Source organism: Brachybacterium halotolerans subsp. kimchii (genome assembly GCF_020792675.1).
GTDB lineage: Bacteria > Actinomycetota > Actinomycetes > Actinomycetales > Dermabacteraceae > Brachybacterium > Brachybacterium halotolerans.
This window is the reverse complement of sequence record NZ_CP086254.1, coordinates 3,594,294-3,609,389: the sequence shown is the minus strand read 5'-3', so window position 1 is coordinate 3,609,389 and position 15,096 is coordinate 3,594,294. Positions and strand designations below refer to the sequence as shown.

Here is a 15,096-nt window from a genome sequence, read left to right as displayed (position 1 = left end):
CCGCCCGCACGGGTCCACCGTCGCCGGACGCACAGGACCCCGGCACCGAAGCGGTGCCGGGGTCCTGTGAGAAGACGTGATCGGGTCGATCAGCGCTTCGAGTACTGCGGGGCCTTGCGGGCCTTCTTGAGACCGGCCTTCTTGCGCTCGATGACGCGGGCGTCGCGGCTCAGGAAGCCGGCCTTCTTGAGCGCGGGACGGTTGTTGTCCCGGTCGATCTCGTTGAGCGCGCGGGCCACGCCCAGGCGCAGGGCGCCGGCCTGGCCGGAGGCGCCGCCGCCGTTGATGCGGGCGACGACGTCGAAGCGGCCCTGGAGGTCGAGCACCTTGAAGGGCTCGTTGACCTCCTGCTGGTGCACCTTGTTCGGGAAGTACTCCTCGAGGCTGCGGCCGTTCACGGTCCAGGTGCCGGTGCCGGGCACCAGGCGGACGCGGGCGACGGCCTGCTTGCGGCGACCGGTGCCGCCACCGGGGGCGGTGATCGACTGGCCGGTGCCGACAGCCGCCTCAGCGGTGGACTCGGTCGTGAAGTTGGTCGGGGTCTCGTCGAGGGTCTCGACGGTCTCGGTGGTCTCTGTCACGGTTCTCCTCAGTATGTTCCGTGCGGCAGGGCGAGCGCGGGGCGCGCCCGCTTACTGCGCCACCTGGTCGAAGGTGAATTCGGTGGGCTGCTGTGCCTTGTGGGGGTGCTCCGGGCCGGCGTAGACCTTGAGCTTCTTGAGCTGCTGGGTCGCCAGCTTGTTCTTCGGGAGCATCCCGCGGACAGCCTTCTCGACCGCGCGCTCGGGGTAGGTCTCGAGGAGCTCGGAGTAGGGGATGGCGCGGAGGCCGCCCGGGTAGCCGGAGTGGCGGTATGCCAGCTTGGCCTCGCGCTTGTTGCCGGTCAGGGCAACCTTGTCAGCGTTGATGATGATGACGAAGTCGCCTGCATCCACGTGGGGTGCGAAGACCGGCTTGTGCTTTCCCCGCAGGAGCTGAGCAGCCTGGGAAGCGAGCCGGCCGAGGACGACATCCGTTGCGTCGATGACGTACCAGGAGCGCTCGACATCGTCGGGCTTCGGGGTGAACGTACGCACTCGTGCCTTCTTCTCTCGTCGTGTGTGCCCCGCATGGATCAGGGGCGCGCGGATGCACGCCCCCGGGGGCACGATTCGATCTGGACCGTGGACACGCTTCCTTCGGTTAAAGCATGGCCGTCTCGTCGCGCCTGGATCCCGCCCCGTCGGTCGCGGGCCGCGGTGATGAAGCGCGGATCGCTGCTGACGGTGAGACCCTCGATGTGTGTGAGGAACCCTGCTCGCGCCGGCGTGAGCTTCGGCTGCGGTTCGGGTGCACATCTGGGCACGACGACTCGCCATGATAGCCGGGCGGATGAGGGCCGGTCAATGCCGCGCGTGCCTGCCGACCTGCGAGAACGCTCGCTGTGGTCGATTCCACTCCGAGCTGTCTCCCGCGCGGCCGCCGGGCCGTCACCCGCGCAGCCGCCGGGCCGTCATCCGCGCAGCCGGCGGGCCGCCTCGGCCTGCGCGGCGAGATCGCCGTCGGCCGGGTACTCGACGCTCTCGAGGGTGAGTCCCTCCGGCGGCGCCATCGGGGCGGCACCGGGCGCCGTGCGGGTCGCGGCCTCGCGGGTGCGGGCGCGGAGGATCTCGAGTGGCCAGCCGCTGTCCCGTCGGCCCTCGCCGACGGCCATCATCGCGCCCACCAGGGAGCGCACCATGTGGTGGCAGAAGGCATCGGCCCGGACGGTCGCGACCACCAGGTGCTGGTCGCGCCGGTCCTCGCCGGGTCGTTGCCAGGAGAGCTCGCGCAGGGTGCGGATCGTCGTCGCGCCCTCGCGCGGGCGGCAGAAGGACAGGAAGTCGTGCTCCCCCAGGAGGGCCGCGCTCGCCTCCCCCATGGCGTCGACGTCGAGCGCGCGCCGGTGGCGCAGCACGTCGCGCCGCAGCGGGTCGTGGACGCGCGGCCCGTCGGAGATGCGGTAGCGGTACATCCTGGCGAGCGCCCCGAAGCGCGCGTCGAAGGCCTCGGGGACCTCGCGCGCGGAGCGGACGACGACGTCCGCCGGCAGCACTCCTCCCAGGCGCGCGACGAGGGCGTCGGCCGGAGCGCGGTCGCTGCGCCCGGGAAGCGCCGCGACCGCCCGGTCCGGGAGATCGAGGTGGGTGACCTGCCCCTGGGCGTGGACCCCTGCATCGGTGCGCCCGGCGACCGTGACCGGGACCTCCGTGCGCGTCACGCGCTGCAGCGCTTCCTCGAGCACCCCCTGCACGGTGCGCTGCCCGGGCTGGGCGGCCCAGCCGTGGAAGTCGGTGCCGTCGTAGGCGAGATCGAGGCGCAGACGCATGGAAGCGAGCGTAGTCGTCCCGCTCCCCGGCACCGCCCCGGGCCGGTCACCGGTCGGCCGGTAGGGTGTGGCGCGTGAAGATCCTCGTCATCGGCTCCGGGGGCCGCGAGCACGCCATCGTGCGCCGCCTCTCCCGCGACTCCCCTGCCCCGGTCCTCCACGCCGCTCCCGGGAACCCCGGCATCGGCGACCACGCGACCTGCCACGACGTCGCGCTCGACGACCACGAGGGCCTGCTCGCCCTCGCCCGCGAGCTCGAGGTCGACCTGGTCGTCGTGGGACCCGAGGCGCCGCTGGTCGCGGGCCTCGCGGACGTGCTGCGCGAGGACGGCATCGCCGTCTTCGGTCCGTCCGCGCAGGCGGCCCGCCTCGAGGGATCGAAGACCTGGGCGAAGGAGATCATGGAGGCCGCGGGCGTGCCCACGGCCCGCTCCGTGTCCGTCTCCTCCGGCGACGAGGTGCTCGCGGGCCTGGACCGGGTGAACCCGCTGCGCGACGTGCCCTTCGTGGTGAAGGCCGACGGCCTCGCCGCTGGCAAGGGCGTCGTGGTCACCGACGACATCGAGCACGCGATCGCGCACGGCCGCGCCGTCATCGGCGCCGGCGGATCCGTCGTCGTCGAGGAGTACCTCGACGGCCCCGAGGTCTCCCTCTTCTGCGTGAGCGACGGAACGCGCGTGGTGCCGCTCGCGCCCGCGCAGGACTTCAAGCGCGCGCTCGACGGCGACGAGGGTCCGAACACGGGCGGCATGGGCGCCTACTCGCCCCTGCCCTGGGCCGATGCGGACCTGGCCCGCGAGGTCGTCGCGACCGTCGCCCAGCCCACGATCGACGAGCTCGCCCGACGCGGCACGCCCTTCGTCGGCATCCTCTACTGCGGCCTCGCGCTGACCGCTCGCGGCGTGCGCGTGGTGGAGTTCAACGCGCGCTTCGGCGACCCGGAGACGCAGGTCGTCCTCGAGTGCCTCACCAGCCCCTTCGGCGAGCTGCTGCTCGCGGCCGCGCGCGGCGACCTGGGCGCCGTCGCCGAGCCCACCTGGTCCGACGACGCCGCGGTGACCGTGGTCCTCGCGGCCCCCGGCTATCCCCGTCGCCCCCGGACCGGCGATCACATCTCCGGCTTCGACGAGGCGGCCGCGGAGGGCGCGGTCGTGATCCACGCCGGCACCGACGTCGACCCCGAGGGCCACCTAGTGAGCTCCGGCGGGCGCGTGCTCTCGGTCGTCGGCGTCGGGCCGACGCTCGAGGCCGCGAGGACGATCGCCTACGCGGGCATCGACCGGATCGACCTGCCCGGCTCGCACCACCGCACCGACATCGCGCAGCAGGCCGCCGTGGACGAGGCGGGCAGGTCTGAGGGCGCCGCGGACGAGGCGGCCGGGTCAGAGGCGGCGGGAGCATGAGCCCGTCGGCCTCGGAGGTCCCGTCGGCCCCGGACCGCGCCCCGGGCTCCGCGCCGCTGATCACCGCCCCGGTCCTGCCGGGCTGGGACCACGCGGTGAGCGGCAAGGTCCGCGAGCTCTACGTGCCCGCGGGCGAGGACCTCGCCGAGGCTCGCGAGGTGCTCGTGGTCGCGACCGACCGCATCAGCGCGTACGACTTCTCCCTCGCCCCCGGCATCCCCGACAAGGGACGCGTGCTCACGGGGATCTCGCTGTTCTGGTTCGAGCAGCTGGCGGACATCGTCCCGAACCATGTGATCTCGGCCGAGGACGTCCCCGAGCAGGTGCGCGGCCGCGCGCTGCGCTGCCGCGCGCTGGACATGGTCCCGCTCGAGTGCGTGGTGCGCGGCTACCTCACGGGCTCGGGCCGCGCGGACTACGAGCGCGACGGCGCCGTGGGCGGCCATGCGCTGCCCGCGGGCCTCGTGGAGGCCTCGCGCCTGCCGCGCCCTCTGTTCACCCCGTCGACCAAGGCCGAGCAGGGGGAGCACGACGAGAACATCACCGTCGACCAGGCGCGCGAGCGCCTGGGCGGCGAGCTCGTGGACCGGCTGGACGAGCTCACGCGCGCCGTCTACGTGCGCGCGCAGCAGATCGCGGCCGAGCGCGGCATCCTGCTCGCGGACACGAAGCTCGAGTTCGGCTTCTCGCGGGCCGACGGGACGCTCACGCTCGGCGACGAGGTGCTCACCCCTGATTCCTCGCGCTTCTGGTCGGCCGACGCCTATCGCGAGGGCGTCACCCAGCCCAACCTCGACAAGCAGTTCGTGCGCGACTGGCTGACCTCCGACGCCTCGGGCTGGGACCGGACCTCCGGCCAGGAGCCCCCGGAGCTGCCGGCCGACGTGGTCGCGCAGACCCGCGACCGCTACGTCGAGGCGTTCGAGCGCCTGACCGGCCGGGAGTTCGCCTCCGCGGAGTGAGGCATGCGGGATGAGGGGGCGTGAGTCGGCTCCCTCGGACCGTCACGCCCCTTCGGTCCGCCGCCCGCTTCACCGCCGCCGCCCGCTTCACCTCCTCCGCCCCGCACGCTCCGAATCGCTCGCCTCCCACGCCGTTCCGTTCCCGCCTCGCCCCCACCCTGGCGTCCCTTCGGCAACTTCGGGTATGTGATGCAGTTCACATTTCGCATCCCCGTCCTCAGCCCTTCGTATGTCGGTGCCCCCGAGGAGCATGGGTGCATGGACGAGGAAGACCGGAGCGCGGCGACCGCGCGGGCACCGAGGAGCAGCGGGATGACCACCGCCTCCTCGGCCTCGGTCGCGGTCGACGGTCGGGTGCTCCTGCATCCCCGTCCTGTCGCCTCTGCCGATGTCCTCTCAGCCGGTGCTCCGTCGGCCGCCGACGCGGCCTCCCCCACCCGTGACGAGCCCCTCGACCTCGGCGCCGTCGCCGACGCGCTCGGCCGGGTCGCGCTCTCGACCGACGCGTCCTTCACGGGCACCGGATCCGGCCTCGATGCCGCAGCGCTCTCGCAGGTCCTCTCCGTGATCGACCGCGCGCACTCGGCGCTCTCCGCGCTCGAGATGCGGACCATGACCGCACTCGACACCGCCGTGCGCGGTCAGGACATCGCCGAGGGCGCGCCCGCCCGTGACCAGGGCCGCCGCACCGCCGACGAGGTCCGGATGGCATCGCGCATCTCCCCCGCCCTGGCCTCCCGCCGCCTGCGCGCCGGAGAGCGCCTGGTTCGGGAGATGCCGCGCATGTTCGAGGCCCTCGCGACCGGTGCGATCACCTCCGAGTCCGCCTACGCGATCGGCCGTGCGGCCGGTCCGATCCAGCCGGATCTCCGCTCCGAGGTCGACGAGGTCCTTGACCAGCACCTGCCGGACCTCGAGGGCGCGAGCACCTCGCGCTGGTCCCGGGAGGTCGATGCGCTCGCACAGACCCTCGATCCGCAGGGCGCTCCGCGCCGCCGCCGTCGCGCCGAGCAGGAGCGATCCGTGACCGTGCGCGCCGGAGCGCACGGGATGGGCACCGTGACGGCGCATCTCTCGGGGCTCGACTGCCGGGCGATCCGTCGGCGGCTCTCGCTCGAGGCGGAGAAGATGCGCGCCGCCGGCGATGACCGCACGCACGGCCAGCTCATGGCCGATCTGCTCTCCGACACGATCCTGGGCCGCCACGGCGCCGTGGATCCGGTGACGCTGCAGATCGGCGTCGTCATCTCCGAGCGCGCCCTCTTCTCCCCCGCGCACGGCGAGCCCGCCATGATCGAGGGCTACGGAGTGATCGACGCCGGCCAGGTGCGCGACCACGTGCTCGGCCAGGACATCGATACCCGACGCGAGCGGGCGCATCACTCCCTGCTCGGCGAGCCGCCGCAGGCCGAGCCCGAGCAGCCGACCCTCGACGAGGACCTCCCACTGCCGGACGCCATCGCGGACCTCACGGACCTCACGGACCTCGAGGCGCCCGCGCAGCGCCGCACGCAGCAGGTCGACGCGATCACGGCGCACCTGCGCGCGGCGCGGGGCGCCCCGCCCGCGGAGGATCTGCGGGCCCAGGGCCCGCCGGGATCGAGCTCGTCGACGACGTCGCCGTCGAACGACCGCCCCTCCCCCTCCGACGCTCCGCATCCGGACGCGGGCCGCTCCGGCACCGACGCCGTCGGGCTCAGCCCCGGCGAGCGGTACCGGCGCGCGCTCCAGGTGCTGGAGGCCGAGGAGGGGATGGCCGATGAGCTGCGCCGCCTGTACACGCACCCCAGCACCGGCGAGCTGGTGGCGATGGAGTCGCGCTCACGCGCCTTCCCACAGGGTCTCGCTCGCTACATGCGCATCCGCGAGATCCTCTGCGTCGGGCCGTACTGCGACACCTCGATCCGGCATGCGGACCACATCCGCCCCCACGCCGAGGGCGGGCTGACCAGCGCGCTCAACGGGCAGGCTCTGTGCGCGCACTGCAACCTCACCAAGGAGACGCTGGGCAGCGCCGAGCATGTCCCCGCCGAGGACGGCAGCCACCGCGTCACCTGGACCTCGCGCCTCGGCGCCACGGCGACCGTGACGCCCGGCTCCCAGACCGGGCTTCCGATGTCGCGGACCGCGGCGCAGGCGCACGCGCTGGACGCGGATCCCCGACCCTGGTTCGATCGCGCCTCGGCCGACGGCCATACCCGCGGGAAAGGCCGCTCCCACCTGCGCCTTCTCATCGAGGAGCCCGAGCTCGAGCCCGTCGAGGGCCTCATCGCGTGCGATCCCTGCGCAGGGCGCTCCGCCTCCGACGAGGACCGCATGCACCAGGCGGCGATGGACGCCTTCGCCCCGGCCTTCTCCGGCTGCGATGCCGACTGGGACGAGCAGGACATCCTCCATGAGCTCGACCGGCTCGACGCCCTCGGCCGGCCCGACGACGACCTGGGAAGCCTCCGCTCGTCGGCCTGAGCGCTCAGCAGTCGGCTCCGGAGCCCGGCACGTCGGTCCGACGGCGCGACGCCGACTGAACGACGCGACGCCGACAGAGGAACAGGGCCTGCTCCCGCCCCGCGTCCCAGTCCCCGTCCCACCCCGAGGACCGGTCACCCCGCGGCAGCGACCTCCACGACCCGATCGCCCTCGGGCCAGTCGCGGACCTCGGTGCCCTCGGGCGCGAGGTTCGTGGACTGGGCGATGAAGATCGTCCTCCCCTGCGGGCTGACGACGTTGTCATGCACCGGAAGCGCGAGCACCGGACGCACCGCACGCAGGAAATCGATGGTCTCCTGCATCTTCGACCAGGGGGCGACCACGGCGAAGGCGAGCACATCGATGCCTGCGAACTCCGGCACCACCTCGAGGGAATCACCGGTCACGCCGAGCCGCGGCTCGCCCGGGGCGGAGATGACGAGGCCCGAGTTACCGACCCGGGGGATGTCCGGGTGGATGATCGCGTGCTCACCGCCGACGGCCCCCACCTCGACCTCGCCGACCGTCTCCACGGCCCCGGCGGGCAGTTCGAGGAGCTGATCCGCACCGAGCGCGCCCTCGAACGCGCCTCCCGGCAGCTCCCGCTCCCCGCGCAGCCCCGCCGCGGTCTGCGGCTCCGCCAGCACGCGCGCCTCGGGCGAGGCCTCGAGCACGCGCGCGAGCAGCGCGGGAGCGACGTGGTCGGCGTGCTGGTGGGTGATGGCGACCGCGTCGTACGGCCCCGCGGCCAGCACCGCGTCCGGATCGCTGAACGAACCGGGGTCCACGAGCAGACGCAGGCCCCCGGTCTCGACCGCGAGGCAGGAATGTCCCAGGTGACGGATCTTCATCATGTGCTCCTTCGGCGTTCTGGCGGACGCCCCGCGGACACCATGCGCGTCCGCGGCCCGTGCGCCTCTAGGATGAAGGCTCGCACACCGCCGCGCGGGCGCGCACGTGCGCGCTCTCGCTGGTCCGCCGGAGCCCGCCACCCCGACAGGAGAACCCATGCCACGCGTCGTGGTCCACGTCATGCCGAAGCCCGAGATCCTGGACCCGCAGGGCAAGGCGGTCGCCGCCGCCCTCCCCCGGCTGGGCTTCGAGGGGATCGCCTCCGTGCGACAGGGCAAGCGCTTCGAGCTCGAGCTCGAGGGGCCGGCCGACGAGGCCGCGCTCGCGCGGGTCCGCGAAGCCGCCGAGACGCTGCTGTCGAACCCCGTCATCGAGGACGTCGTCGCCGTCGAGACCGTCGAGGAGCAGGCCTGATGCGCATCGGCGTCGTCACCTTCCCGGGCACCCTGGACGACCGCGACGCGCTGCGCGCGATCGCGCAGGTGGGCGGCGTGCCCGTCGCGCTCTGGCACGGCGAGGACTCCCTGCGGGACGTCGACGCGGTGGTCCTGCCCGGGGGCTTCTCCTACGGCGACTACCTGCGCGCGGGCGCCATCAGCCGCTTCGCCCCGGTCATGGACCGCGTGGTCGACGCCGCGAACGGCGGCATGCCGGTCCTCGGCATCTGCAACGGCTTCCAGATCCTCTGCGAGACGCACCTGCTGCCCGGCTCGATGATCAAGAACGCCCACCGCGCGTTCATCTGCCGCGATCAGCCGCTGCGCGTGGAGAGCACGGCGAGCGCGTGGACCTCGGAGTTCGCCGAGGGCGAGGTCATCCGCATCCCCCTGAAGAACCAGGACGGCCAGTACGTGGCCGACGAGCGCACCCTCGCCCAGCTCGAGGAGGAGGGCCGCGTGGTCTTCCGCTACGTCGCCGGCGCCACCCACGGGCCCGAGGGCTTCGAGGAGAACCCCAACGGCTCGCGGCACGACATCGCCGGGGTCCGCAACGAGCGCGGGAACGTCGTCGGCCTCATGCCGCATCCCGAGCACGCCGTCGAACCCGGCTTCGGGCCCGACGAGCCCGGCCGTGGCACCCGCACCGGGACCGACGGCCGTCGCTTCTTCACCTCGGTGCTGGGGTCACTGGTCGCCTGAGCGCACGAGTGCCGCCGCGACCGCCTGCGTGAGGTCGCGAGCGAGGAAGGGCGCCGACGGATCCCACGATCCGTCGGCGCCCTTCTGTCTCTCCCTGACCCTCCCTGGCTCTCCCCGGTTCACTCCCCGGGCGACCCCGCGATCGCCCGCAGGTTCGCCAGGTGATCGCGCCAGCGACGCAGCCCGTCCTTGGTGAGCGAGAGGGTGGTGCGCGGGCGCTTGCCCACGAATCCCTTCGCGGCCTTGACGAATCCCGAACCCTCGAGCTCGGCGATCTGCTTGGAGAGCACCGAGTCGCTGACCTGCAGCTCGTCGCGCAGCTCGCCGAAGGCGATGGACTCGACGGAGGCGAGCGCCGCGACGATCGAGAACCGCACTGGGTGCGCGAGCTCGGACTCGAGGCGGAAGCGGGGGTGGTCCTTCGCGGTCGCGCTCATCGCGCCTGCACCTCCCCGCGCCCGGCTCCCTGACGGCTCCGCGCCTTCAGGGCCGCCGCCTCACCGGTGACGGCGACGACGAACAGGACGAAGAACAGAGGGGCGATGACGAAGGCGAGCGTCGTGGTCGCGAGGAACATCCCGGCGATCCAGAGCACGCCCCAGACCGCCATCAGCGCGATCCAGCGACGGCCGAGCCCGCGGCGCCAGCGGTCGCGGAAGATCCACAGCGGGACCATCGCGACGCCCACCCAGACCAGGGAGAACACGAGCACGAGCAGGTTCGGGGCGACGTCGGCCGACTCGGGCACGAGCGCCGCCAGGTGCAGGCCGATCACCGCGAAGGCGCCGATCACGCACAGCATGCCGAAGGTGATGAAGGCCGCCGGGATCGTGGCCGGGAGGGTGCGGGAGCGACCCTCGGCCTCGGCGAGGAGCCGACGGGCCTGGTGGTCGTCGGGCGCGCCCGACGCGCCGCTCGGGACGGTGTCCGGGTTCCTGTCGTTCGTGGTGCTCATGGCTGGTTCCTCTCGTCTCGGTCCTCCCGCGCCCTGGGGCGGGGCTGCGGCGTCATCGCTCGGGGTCTCGCGACCGCCGATGCAGACATCACATCAAGTACTTTCCGTTTCGTCAAGTACTTTCTTGCGATCACTTCCCGGGCGCGCGCCGCCCAGGTTCCCCACCGGGCTCCCGGGGTGCGGCCCGTACGATGACCCGGTGACCTCCCCTCACATCCCGCTCCTGCTCGACTGCGACACCGGCATCGACGACGCCATCGCCCTGACGTACCTGGCCAGCAGGCCGGAGGTCGAGCTCGCGGGCATCGTCTCGACGGCGGGGAACGTGACCACGGAGCACGTGCTCGGCAACAATCTCGCGCTCGCCGACATGCTCGGGCTCGACGTCCCGGTCGCCCGCGGCGCCGACGGCCCGCTCGCGCAGGAGCTGATGACGGCCGAGGACACCCACGGCCCCACCGGCATGGGCCACGCGCAGCTGCCCGCGACGACCCGCACGGCCGATCCCCGCAGCGGGGCGCAGCTCTGGGTCGACGCCGCTCGCGCGCATCCCGGTGAGCTCGTCGGTCTGGTCCTCGGCCCGCACACGAACCTCGCGCTCGGCCTGGAGATCGAACCCGAGCTGCCGCGCCTGCTCTCGCGACTGCACATCATGGGCGGCGCGATCAACCACCGCGGCAACACCCTGCCCACCACCGAGTGGAACATCGCCGTGGACCCCGAGGCCGCCCAGCGCGTGCTCGCAGCCTTCGCCTCGGCGCCCCGGAGACCGGTCCTCGCGCCGCTCGACGCGACCGAGTCCGTGCGCTTCACGCAGGAGACCCTCGACGCCCTGCGGGCGATCTCCGACCACCCGGTGATCACGGCGCTCGCAGAGGCTCTGCGCTGGTACTTCGAGTTCCATGAGGCCGACGGCTTCGGCTGGATGGCGCACGTGCACGATCCGCTGGTCGCGGCGCACGCCCTCGTGCCGGAGCTCGCGCGGACCACTCCGCTCGCCGTCGACGTCGAGCTCGAGGGCACGCTGACCCGGGGGCAGACCGTCGGCGACTGGCTGGGCCGCTGGAACAGGGAGCCGAACGTCGATGTGATGACCGAGGTCGACGCGGACTGCTTCGTCGCGCACCTGCTGGCGGTGCTCCGGGCGCGCTTCGGCGCCTGAGCCGCGCGCACCCTCCCCGCGCTCGAACCAGCCGCGCTCGGACCAGCCGTGCCCCGATCAGGCGCGCCGGCTCTCCCGCGCCTCGATCAGCCGCGGGTGGCCTGCAGCACGGTGAAGCGCCGGTCCCGGGCGCGCTGGCGGACGGGGCCGACGCGATGCTCGACCTCGCTGCGGTAGCGCAGATGGGAGTTGTGGACGAACCACAGCTCGCCACCGGGCCGCAGCACGCGGGAGACGGCGTCGAGCAGGCCGTGCACGAGCGTCGCGTCCACGGCGGTGCCGTCGTGGAACGGCGGGTTCAGCAGAACGAGGTCCGCGCTGCCCGGCGCCTGCGCCGCGAGCGATGACTCCCAGAGCACGCGCACGCCGGGTCCCGCATCCGCATCCGCATCCGCATCCGCATCCAGCGTCGCACGGGTCGAGGCGACCGCGTCGAGGTCGTCGTCGGTCGCGAGCACTCGCGCCTCGGGGAACGCGCGCCGCAGGTAGACGCTCATCAGTCCATTGCCGCAGCCCAGGTCGACGGCGGCCAGGGAGTCACCGCCTGCGGCACCCGGCGCATCTGCCGTGCTCGACGCGGCCTGCGCGTCCGCCGAACTCGCCGCGTCCGCCGCCCAGGGGGCCCCGCCCGCGACCACCGCGCGGTCGAGGGCCGCGAGAAGCAGCAGGCTGCCCGCATCGGCCGACGCTCCCCCGAACACGCCTCCGACGCCGCGCAGCGGGACCCGTACCTGCTCGCCGCGGATGCGGATGTCGGCACCGCCCTCGAGGACGGGCGCCGACCGGTCCCCGGCGCGCGGACCGCGGCCGACCAGCGCCCGGGACTTGCCGATGCCGCGGGTCGCGTGGACCTCGTCGAACGCGCCGGCGAGGACCTCGTTCTGGGTGCGTATCATGTGCTTGACGCGGCCTCCCGCGACGAGGGCGGGAACGCCGGCGCGGGCGAGGGCGTGCGCCCGGTGGTCCAGAGCGGCGAGCGCTTTGGGCAGGCGCGCCAGGGCGACCTGCGGGGCGCTCCCCTCGAGCAGTCCGCCGAGGTCCTGGGGCGTCCCGTCGAGTCCCGCGATCACGAGCCGCCCCTCCCGGCGCGCCGCCGGGTGCGACTCGGCGAGCGCGAGCGCCCGCTGCGCGGAGGCCTCGTGCACGAGGACCCGGAAGGCTCCGCCCGCGACCTCCTCCAGGGCGGCGGATGTCAGGGCACCCGTCGCGTCGTCCAGGACCACCAGGTCACCGCGGTCCAGCGGCCCCAGCTCCGCCCGGGCGCTCTCGAGGATGACGCGATCGGTCTGATCTGCACGGTCGTCGCCGGGAGCGGACGGGGCAGAGGGTGCGGGAGAGGTGGAGTCCATCCGGTCAGTCTGTCGCCTCGGTGGACCCTGGTCCACTCCCGCGGCCCGGCCGCCGGCGGGAGGTGCTCAGGCACTCATCCGCGGTCGGCCGGACTCACCTCGAGGGTGAAGTGCCGACGGGCGGGCTTCCCGCTGCGCGCCGACTTCCAGCCCACGCAGCGGGTGGTGCCGTCCTCGTCGTCCTCGTAGCGCACGAGCACGGTGCCGGGCAGTGTCACGGGCGCCTCGAAGCGCACGTCCCACTGCAGGGGCCGGGTGAGGTCGGGACGCGTCTCGGTGAAGGCGCGCGAGGCGGTGAACATCCCGTGGGCGATCGCGCGGGGGAACCCGAAGGCGCGTGCCGAGAGCGCGGACATGTGGATCGGGTTCGCATCGCCCGAGACCTCCGCGTAGCGGCGTCCCGTCCCCGCATCGAGGTGCCAGCGCCCCGTCGGGGTCGGCGGCACGAAGTCGCGGCGCGAGCGGCCGGAGGACCCGTCGCCCGATCCCGACCGGCTCCCCGATCCCAACGCGCCGCCGTGACCGGATCCCTCACCGGAACCCGAGCCCCCGCCCTTGGCCAGGTACGTCGAGACGTCGGTCGCGACGATCTCGCCGTCCGCGGAGAGGAACGTCGTCACCGCCTCGAAGGTGCGGCCCCGGCGGTGGGGCCGCAGGTCGCGGGTGCGGCACTCGACGTCCACGAGCTCCCCGACCCGCACCGGCCGATGCTGCAGCAGGCGGTTCTCGGTGTGCACGAGTCCGAGCAGACCGACGGGGAAGTCCGAGCGGGCCATCAGCGAGAGGCTCACCGGGAAGGCGAGCACGTGCAGCACGCCCGGGTGGACCAGGTCGGTCGCCGCACCGCCCATCAGGTGGTCGAAGGCCGCGGCCCGCGCCGGGTCGATCCGCACACGGCGCACGCGGTGGGCGACCTCGGGCAGCTCGCGCGAGCGCCGAGCGCCCGGCCGACGGCTGAGCGCCGCCGCGTAGACGGCGGGGAAGGACGGGACGTCGGCGAGGTCCCGGATGCGCTCCCCCTGCTGCAGAGCGTCCTTCCCCTCCCGCGCGGTGCTCTCCGTGCTCTTCGAGCCGCCCGTGCTCTTCGAGCTGCCCGTGCTCCTCGTGTCGTGCGTGCTCATCGGCCCACCAGGTTCTGGCCGCACACGCGCACGGTCTGGCCGCGCACGCCGCCCGCGCCGGGCGAGGCGAGGAAGCCGATGGTCTCGGCGACGTCCAGCGGGAGGCCGCCCTGCTGCAGAGAGTTCGCACGCCGGGCGACCTCGCGCTGCAGCGGCGGGATCTTCGCGGTCATGTCCGTCTCGATGAAGCCCGGCGCGACGGCGTTCGCGGTCCCGCGCTCGCCGAGCCGGTGCGAGAGGGCGGCGACGAAGGCCATCACGCCGGCCTTCGAGGTCGCGTAGTTCGCCTGTCCTCGGTTGCCCGCGATGCCGCTCGTCGAGGCGAGCGAGACGACCCGGAGATCGGGGCCGACGACGGTCTGATCGGTGGACAGCAGCGCCTCGGCGAGCGCGATCTGGCTCGAGATGTTCACGGCGATGACGGCGTCCCAGCGGTCCGGCGTCATGTTCGCGAACATCTTGTCGCGGGTGATGCCCGCGTTCAGCACGAGCACGTCGAGCACGATGCCTCGCTCGCGCAGGAAGGCGATGACGCGGTCGCCGGCCTGGGGCGAGGTCACGTCGAGCTGCAGCGGGGTCGCGCGCAGATCGTTCGCGACGGCGCTCAGCTCGCTGCCGGAGGCGGGGACGTCCAGGAGCACGAGCTCGGCGCCCAGACCTGCCAGGGTGCGGGAGATGGCCGCGCCGATGCCGCGCGCGGCACCGGTGACCAGGGCGGTGCGGCCCGCGAGGGGATGCTCCCAGTCCTCGGGGAGGGTGCCGTCCTCGCTCGCGACGCCGACGATCTGCCCGTCGACGAAGGCGCTGCGGGCCGAGAGCAGGAAGCGCAGGGTGCTCACCACTCCGGGCGCGGTCAGCGGCACGCCGTCGGCGACCTGGATGCCGTTGGCGGTGCCGCCCTTGCGCATCTCGTGGCCGAGCGTGCGCACGAACCCCTCGACGCCGCCGCGCGCGGCGTCCCGGGCGAGGTCCTCGCCCGTCGGCGGACGCGAGATCGTCACCACCCGTGATCCGGGCAGCAGGGAGCGCATGGCTCCCGCGAGCGGCAGCACGATCGTGCCGAGGTCGGCGGGCTTCGCCAGGTCGTCGAGCACCACGACCACGGAGCCGACGGTCGAGGTCTCCTCGAAGCGTCGGCGCACGTCGGCGCCCCAGTCCAGGAGCAGAGCCGCGACCTCGTCGGCCCCGGGCGATCCGCCGAGGACGACGACGGGGCCGAGGACCGGCTGCGGCCGATCGGCGTGCCGCGGGAGGCGCGGCGGGTTCGGCAGTCCCGTCCGCTTGACGAGCGGTCGCCCCAGGGCGGAGCGGGTGAATCGGGTGTAGGCGTCGGTCATCGA

At 73.6% G+C, this 15,096-nt stretch carries 15 protein-coding genes; 6 read left to right on the top strand and 9 right to left on the bottom strand.

Annotation, left to right across the window (positions count from 1 at the left end; genetic code table 11):
* Window positions 1-89: 89 nt before the first annotated feature.
* The 3 genes from rpsI to truA form a co-directional block, all read right to left on the bottom strand.
* Window positions 90-581, bottom strand: coding sequence for a 30S ribosomal protein S9 (gene rpsI, locus Bra3105_RS16150; protein ID WP_152351821.1), 492 nt, complete (start codon window positions 579-581; stop codon window positions 90-92).
* 51 nt (window positions 582-632) lie between these two features.
* Window positions 633-1,076: a 50S ribosomal protein L13 gene (gene rplM, locus Bra3105_RS16145; protein ID WP_200501839.1), complete on the bottom strand. Its 444-nt coding sequence runs from the start codon at window positions 1,074-1,076 to the stop codon at window positions 633-635.
* A 416-nt stretch (window positions 1,077-1,492) separates the two neighbouring features.
* On the bottom strand, window positions 1,493-2,347 hold the full coding sequence (gene truA / locus Bra3105_RS16140; RefSeq protein WP_228357692.1) for a tRNA pseudouridine(38-40) synthase TruA: 855 nt from the start codon (window positions 2,345-2,347) through the stop codon (window positions 1,493-1,495).
* Window positions 2,348-2,421: 74 nt separating this feature from the next.
* Between truA and purD the strand changes: the two genes are divergently transcribed.
* From purD to Bra3105_RS16125, 3 genes are all read left to right on the top strand, one after another.
* Window positions 2,422-3,750, top strand: coding sequence for a phosphoribosylamine--glycine ligase (gene purD / locus Bra3105_RS16135; protein WP_228357691.1), 1,329 nt, complete (start codon window positions 2,422-2,424; stop codon window positions 3,748-3,750).
* On the top strand, window positions 3,747-4,712 hold the full coding sequence (locus Bra3105_RS16130) for a phosphoribosylaminoimidazolesuccinocarboxamide synthase (RefSeq protein WP_228357690.1): 966 nt from the start codon (window positions 3,747-3,749) through the stop codon (window positions 4,710-4,712). Before purD ends, Bra3105_RS16130 begins: the two co-directional genes overlap by 4 nt.
* A gap of 312 nt (window positions 4,713-5,024) precedes the next feature.
* Window positions 5,025-7,178, top strand: coding sequence for an HNH endonuclease (locus tag Bra3105_RS16125; RefSeq protein WP_228357689.1), 2,154 nt, complete (start codon window positions 5,025-5,027; stop codon window positions 7,176-7,178).
* Window positions 7,179-7,312: 134 nt separating this feature from the next.
* On the opposite strand, the gene Bra3105_RS16120 is transcribed toward Bra3105_RS16125, so the two are convergent.
* Window positions 7,313-8,032, bottom strand: coding sequence for an MBL fold metallo-hydrolase (locus Bra3105_RS16120; RefSeq protein ID WP_228357688.1), 720 nt, complete (start codon window positions 8,030-8,032; stop codon window positions 7,313-7,315).
* Between the two features lie 154 nt (window positions 8,033-8,186).
* On the opposite strand from Bra3105_RS16120, the gene purS reads away from it, so the two are divergent.
* Entirely contained in the window at window positions 8,187-8,444 is a 258-nt protein-coding gene (gene purS / locus Bra3105_RS16115) for a phosphoribosylformylglycinamidine synthase subunit PurS (protein ID WP_152351815.1), read from the top strand.
* On the top strand, window positions 8,444-9,169 hold the full coding sequence (gene purQ, locus Bra3105_RS16110; protein WP_228357687.1) for a phosphoribosylformylglycinamidine synthase subunit PurQ: 726 nt from the start codon (window positions 8,444-8,446) through the stop codon (window positions 9,167-9,169). Before purS ends, purQ begins: the two co-directional genes overlap by 1 nt.
* 119 nt (window positions 9,170-9,288) lie before the next feature.
* On the opposite strand, the gene Bra3105_RS16105 is transcribed toward purQ, so the two are convergent.
* Together Bra3105_RS16105 and Bra3105_RS16100 are read right to left on the bottom strand one after the other, a co-directional pair.
* Entirely contained in the window at window positions 9,289-9,606 is a 318-nt protein-coding gene (locus Bra3105_RS16105) for a winged helix-turn-helix domain-containing protein (protein WP_200501845.1), read from the bottom strand.
* A complete protein-coding gene (locus Bra3105_RS16100) occupies window positions 9,603-10,124 on the bottom strand; it encodes a hypothetical protein (RefSeq protein WP_228357686.1) in 522 nt (173 codons plus the stop codon). The genes Bra3105_RS16105 and Bra3105_RS16100 overlap by 4 nt, the downstream gene beginning before the upstream one ends.
* Before the next feature lie 199 nt (window positions 10,125-10,323).
* Between Bra3105_RS16100 and Bra3105_RS16095 the strand changes: the two genes are divergently transcribed.
* Window positions 10,324-11,286 (top strand): nucleoside hydrolase, encoded by a 963-nt coding sequence (locus Bra3105_RS16095; RefSeq protein ID WP_228357685.1) that lies wholly within the window; start codon window positions 10,324-10,326, stop codon window positions 11,284-11,286.
* A gap of 86 nt (window positions 11,287-11,372) precedes the next feature.
* Here Bra3105_RS16095 and Bra3105_RS16090 read toward each other — a convergent pair whose 3' ends face one another.
* The 3 genes from Bra3105_RS16090 to Bra3105_RS16080 all read right to left on the bottom strand — a co-directional run bounded on the left by Bra3105_RS16090 (window position 11,373) and on the right by Bra3105_RS16080 (window position 15,093).
* Window positions 11,373-12,635 (bottom strand): class I SAM-dependent methyltransferase, encoded by a 1,263-nt coding sequence (locus tag Bra3105_RS16090; RefSeq protein ID WP_228357684.1) that lies wholly within the window; start codon window positions 12,633-12,635, stop codon window positions 11,373-11,375.
* Window positions 12,636-12,709: 74 nt separating this feature from the next.
* Window positions 12,710-13,756, bottom strand: coding sequence for a MaoC/PaaZ C-terminal domain-containing protein (locus Bra3105_RS16085; protein WP_228357683.1), 1,047 nt, complete (start codon window positions 13,754-13,756; stop codon window positions 12,710-12,712).
* Complete coding sequence (locus Bra3105_RS16080) at window positions 13,753-15,093, bottom strand: 3-oxoacyl-ACP reductase (RefSeq protein ID WP_228357682.1); 1,341 nt, start codon at window positions 15,091-15,093, stop codon at window positions 13,753-13,755. The genes Bra3105_RS16085 and Bra3105_RS16080 overlap by 4 nt, the downstream gene beginning before the upstream one ends.
* Window positions 15,094-15,096 lie beyond the last annotated feature (3 nt).

Bases quoted from the DNA above. Each gene is read 5' to 3' on its own strand.
- truA (WP_228357692.1), bottom strand. From the start codon at position 2,347: ATGCGTCTGCGCCTCGATCTCGCCTACGACGGCACCGACTTCCACGGC.
- Bra3105_RS16130 (WP_228357690.1), top strand. From the start codon at position 3,747: ATGAGCCCGTCGGCCTCGGAGGTCCCGTCGGCCCCGGACCGCGCCCCG.
- Bra3105_RS16125 (WP_228357689.1), top strand. From the start codon at position 5,025: ATGACCACCGCCTCCTCGGCCTCGGTCGCGGTCGACGGTCGGGTGCTC.
- Bra3105_RS16120 (WP_228357688.1), bottom strand. From the start codon at position 8,032: ATGATGAAGATCCGTCACCTGGGACATTCCTGCCTCGCGGTCGAGACC.
- purS (WP_152351815.1), top strand. From the start codon at position 8,187: ATGCCACGCGTCGTGGTCCACGTCATGCCGAAGCCCGAGATCCTGGAC.
- purQ (WP_228357687.1), top strand. From the start codon at position 8,444: ATGCGCATCGGCGTCGTCACCTTCCCGGGCACCCTGGACGACCGCGAC.
- Bra3105_RS16105 (WP_200501845.1), bottom strand. From the start codon at position 9,606: ATGAGCGCGACCGCGAAGGACCACCCCCGCTTCCGCCTCGAGTCCGAG.
- Bra3105_RS16100 (WP_228357686.1), bottom strand. From the start codon at position 10,124: ATGAGCACCACGAACGACAGGAACCCGGACACCGTCCCGAGCGGCGCG.
- Bra3105_RS16090 (WP_228357684.1), bottom strand. From the start codon at position 12,635: ATGGACTCCACCTCTCCCGCACCCTCTGCCCCGTCCGCTCCCGGCGAC.
- Bra3105_RS16085 (WP_228357683.1), bottom strand. From the start codon at position 13,756: ATGAGCACGCACGACACGAGGAGCACGGGCAGCTCGAAGAGCACGGGC.
- Bra3105_RS16080 (WP_228357682.1), bottom strand. From the start codon at position 15,093: ATGACCGACGCCTACACCCGATTCACCCGCTCCGCCCTGGGGCGACCG.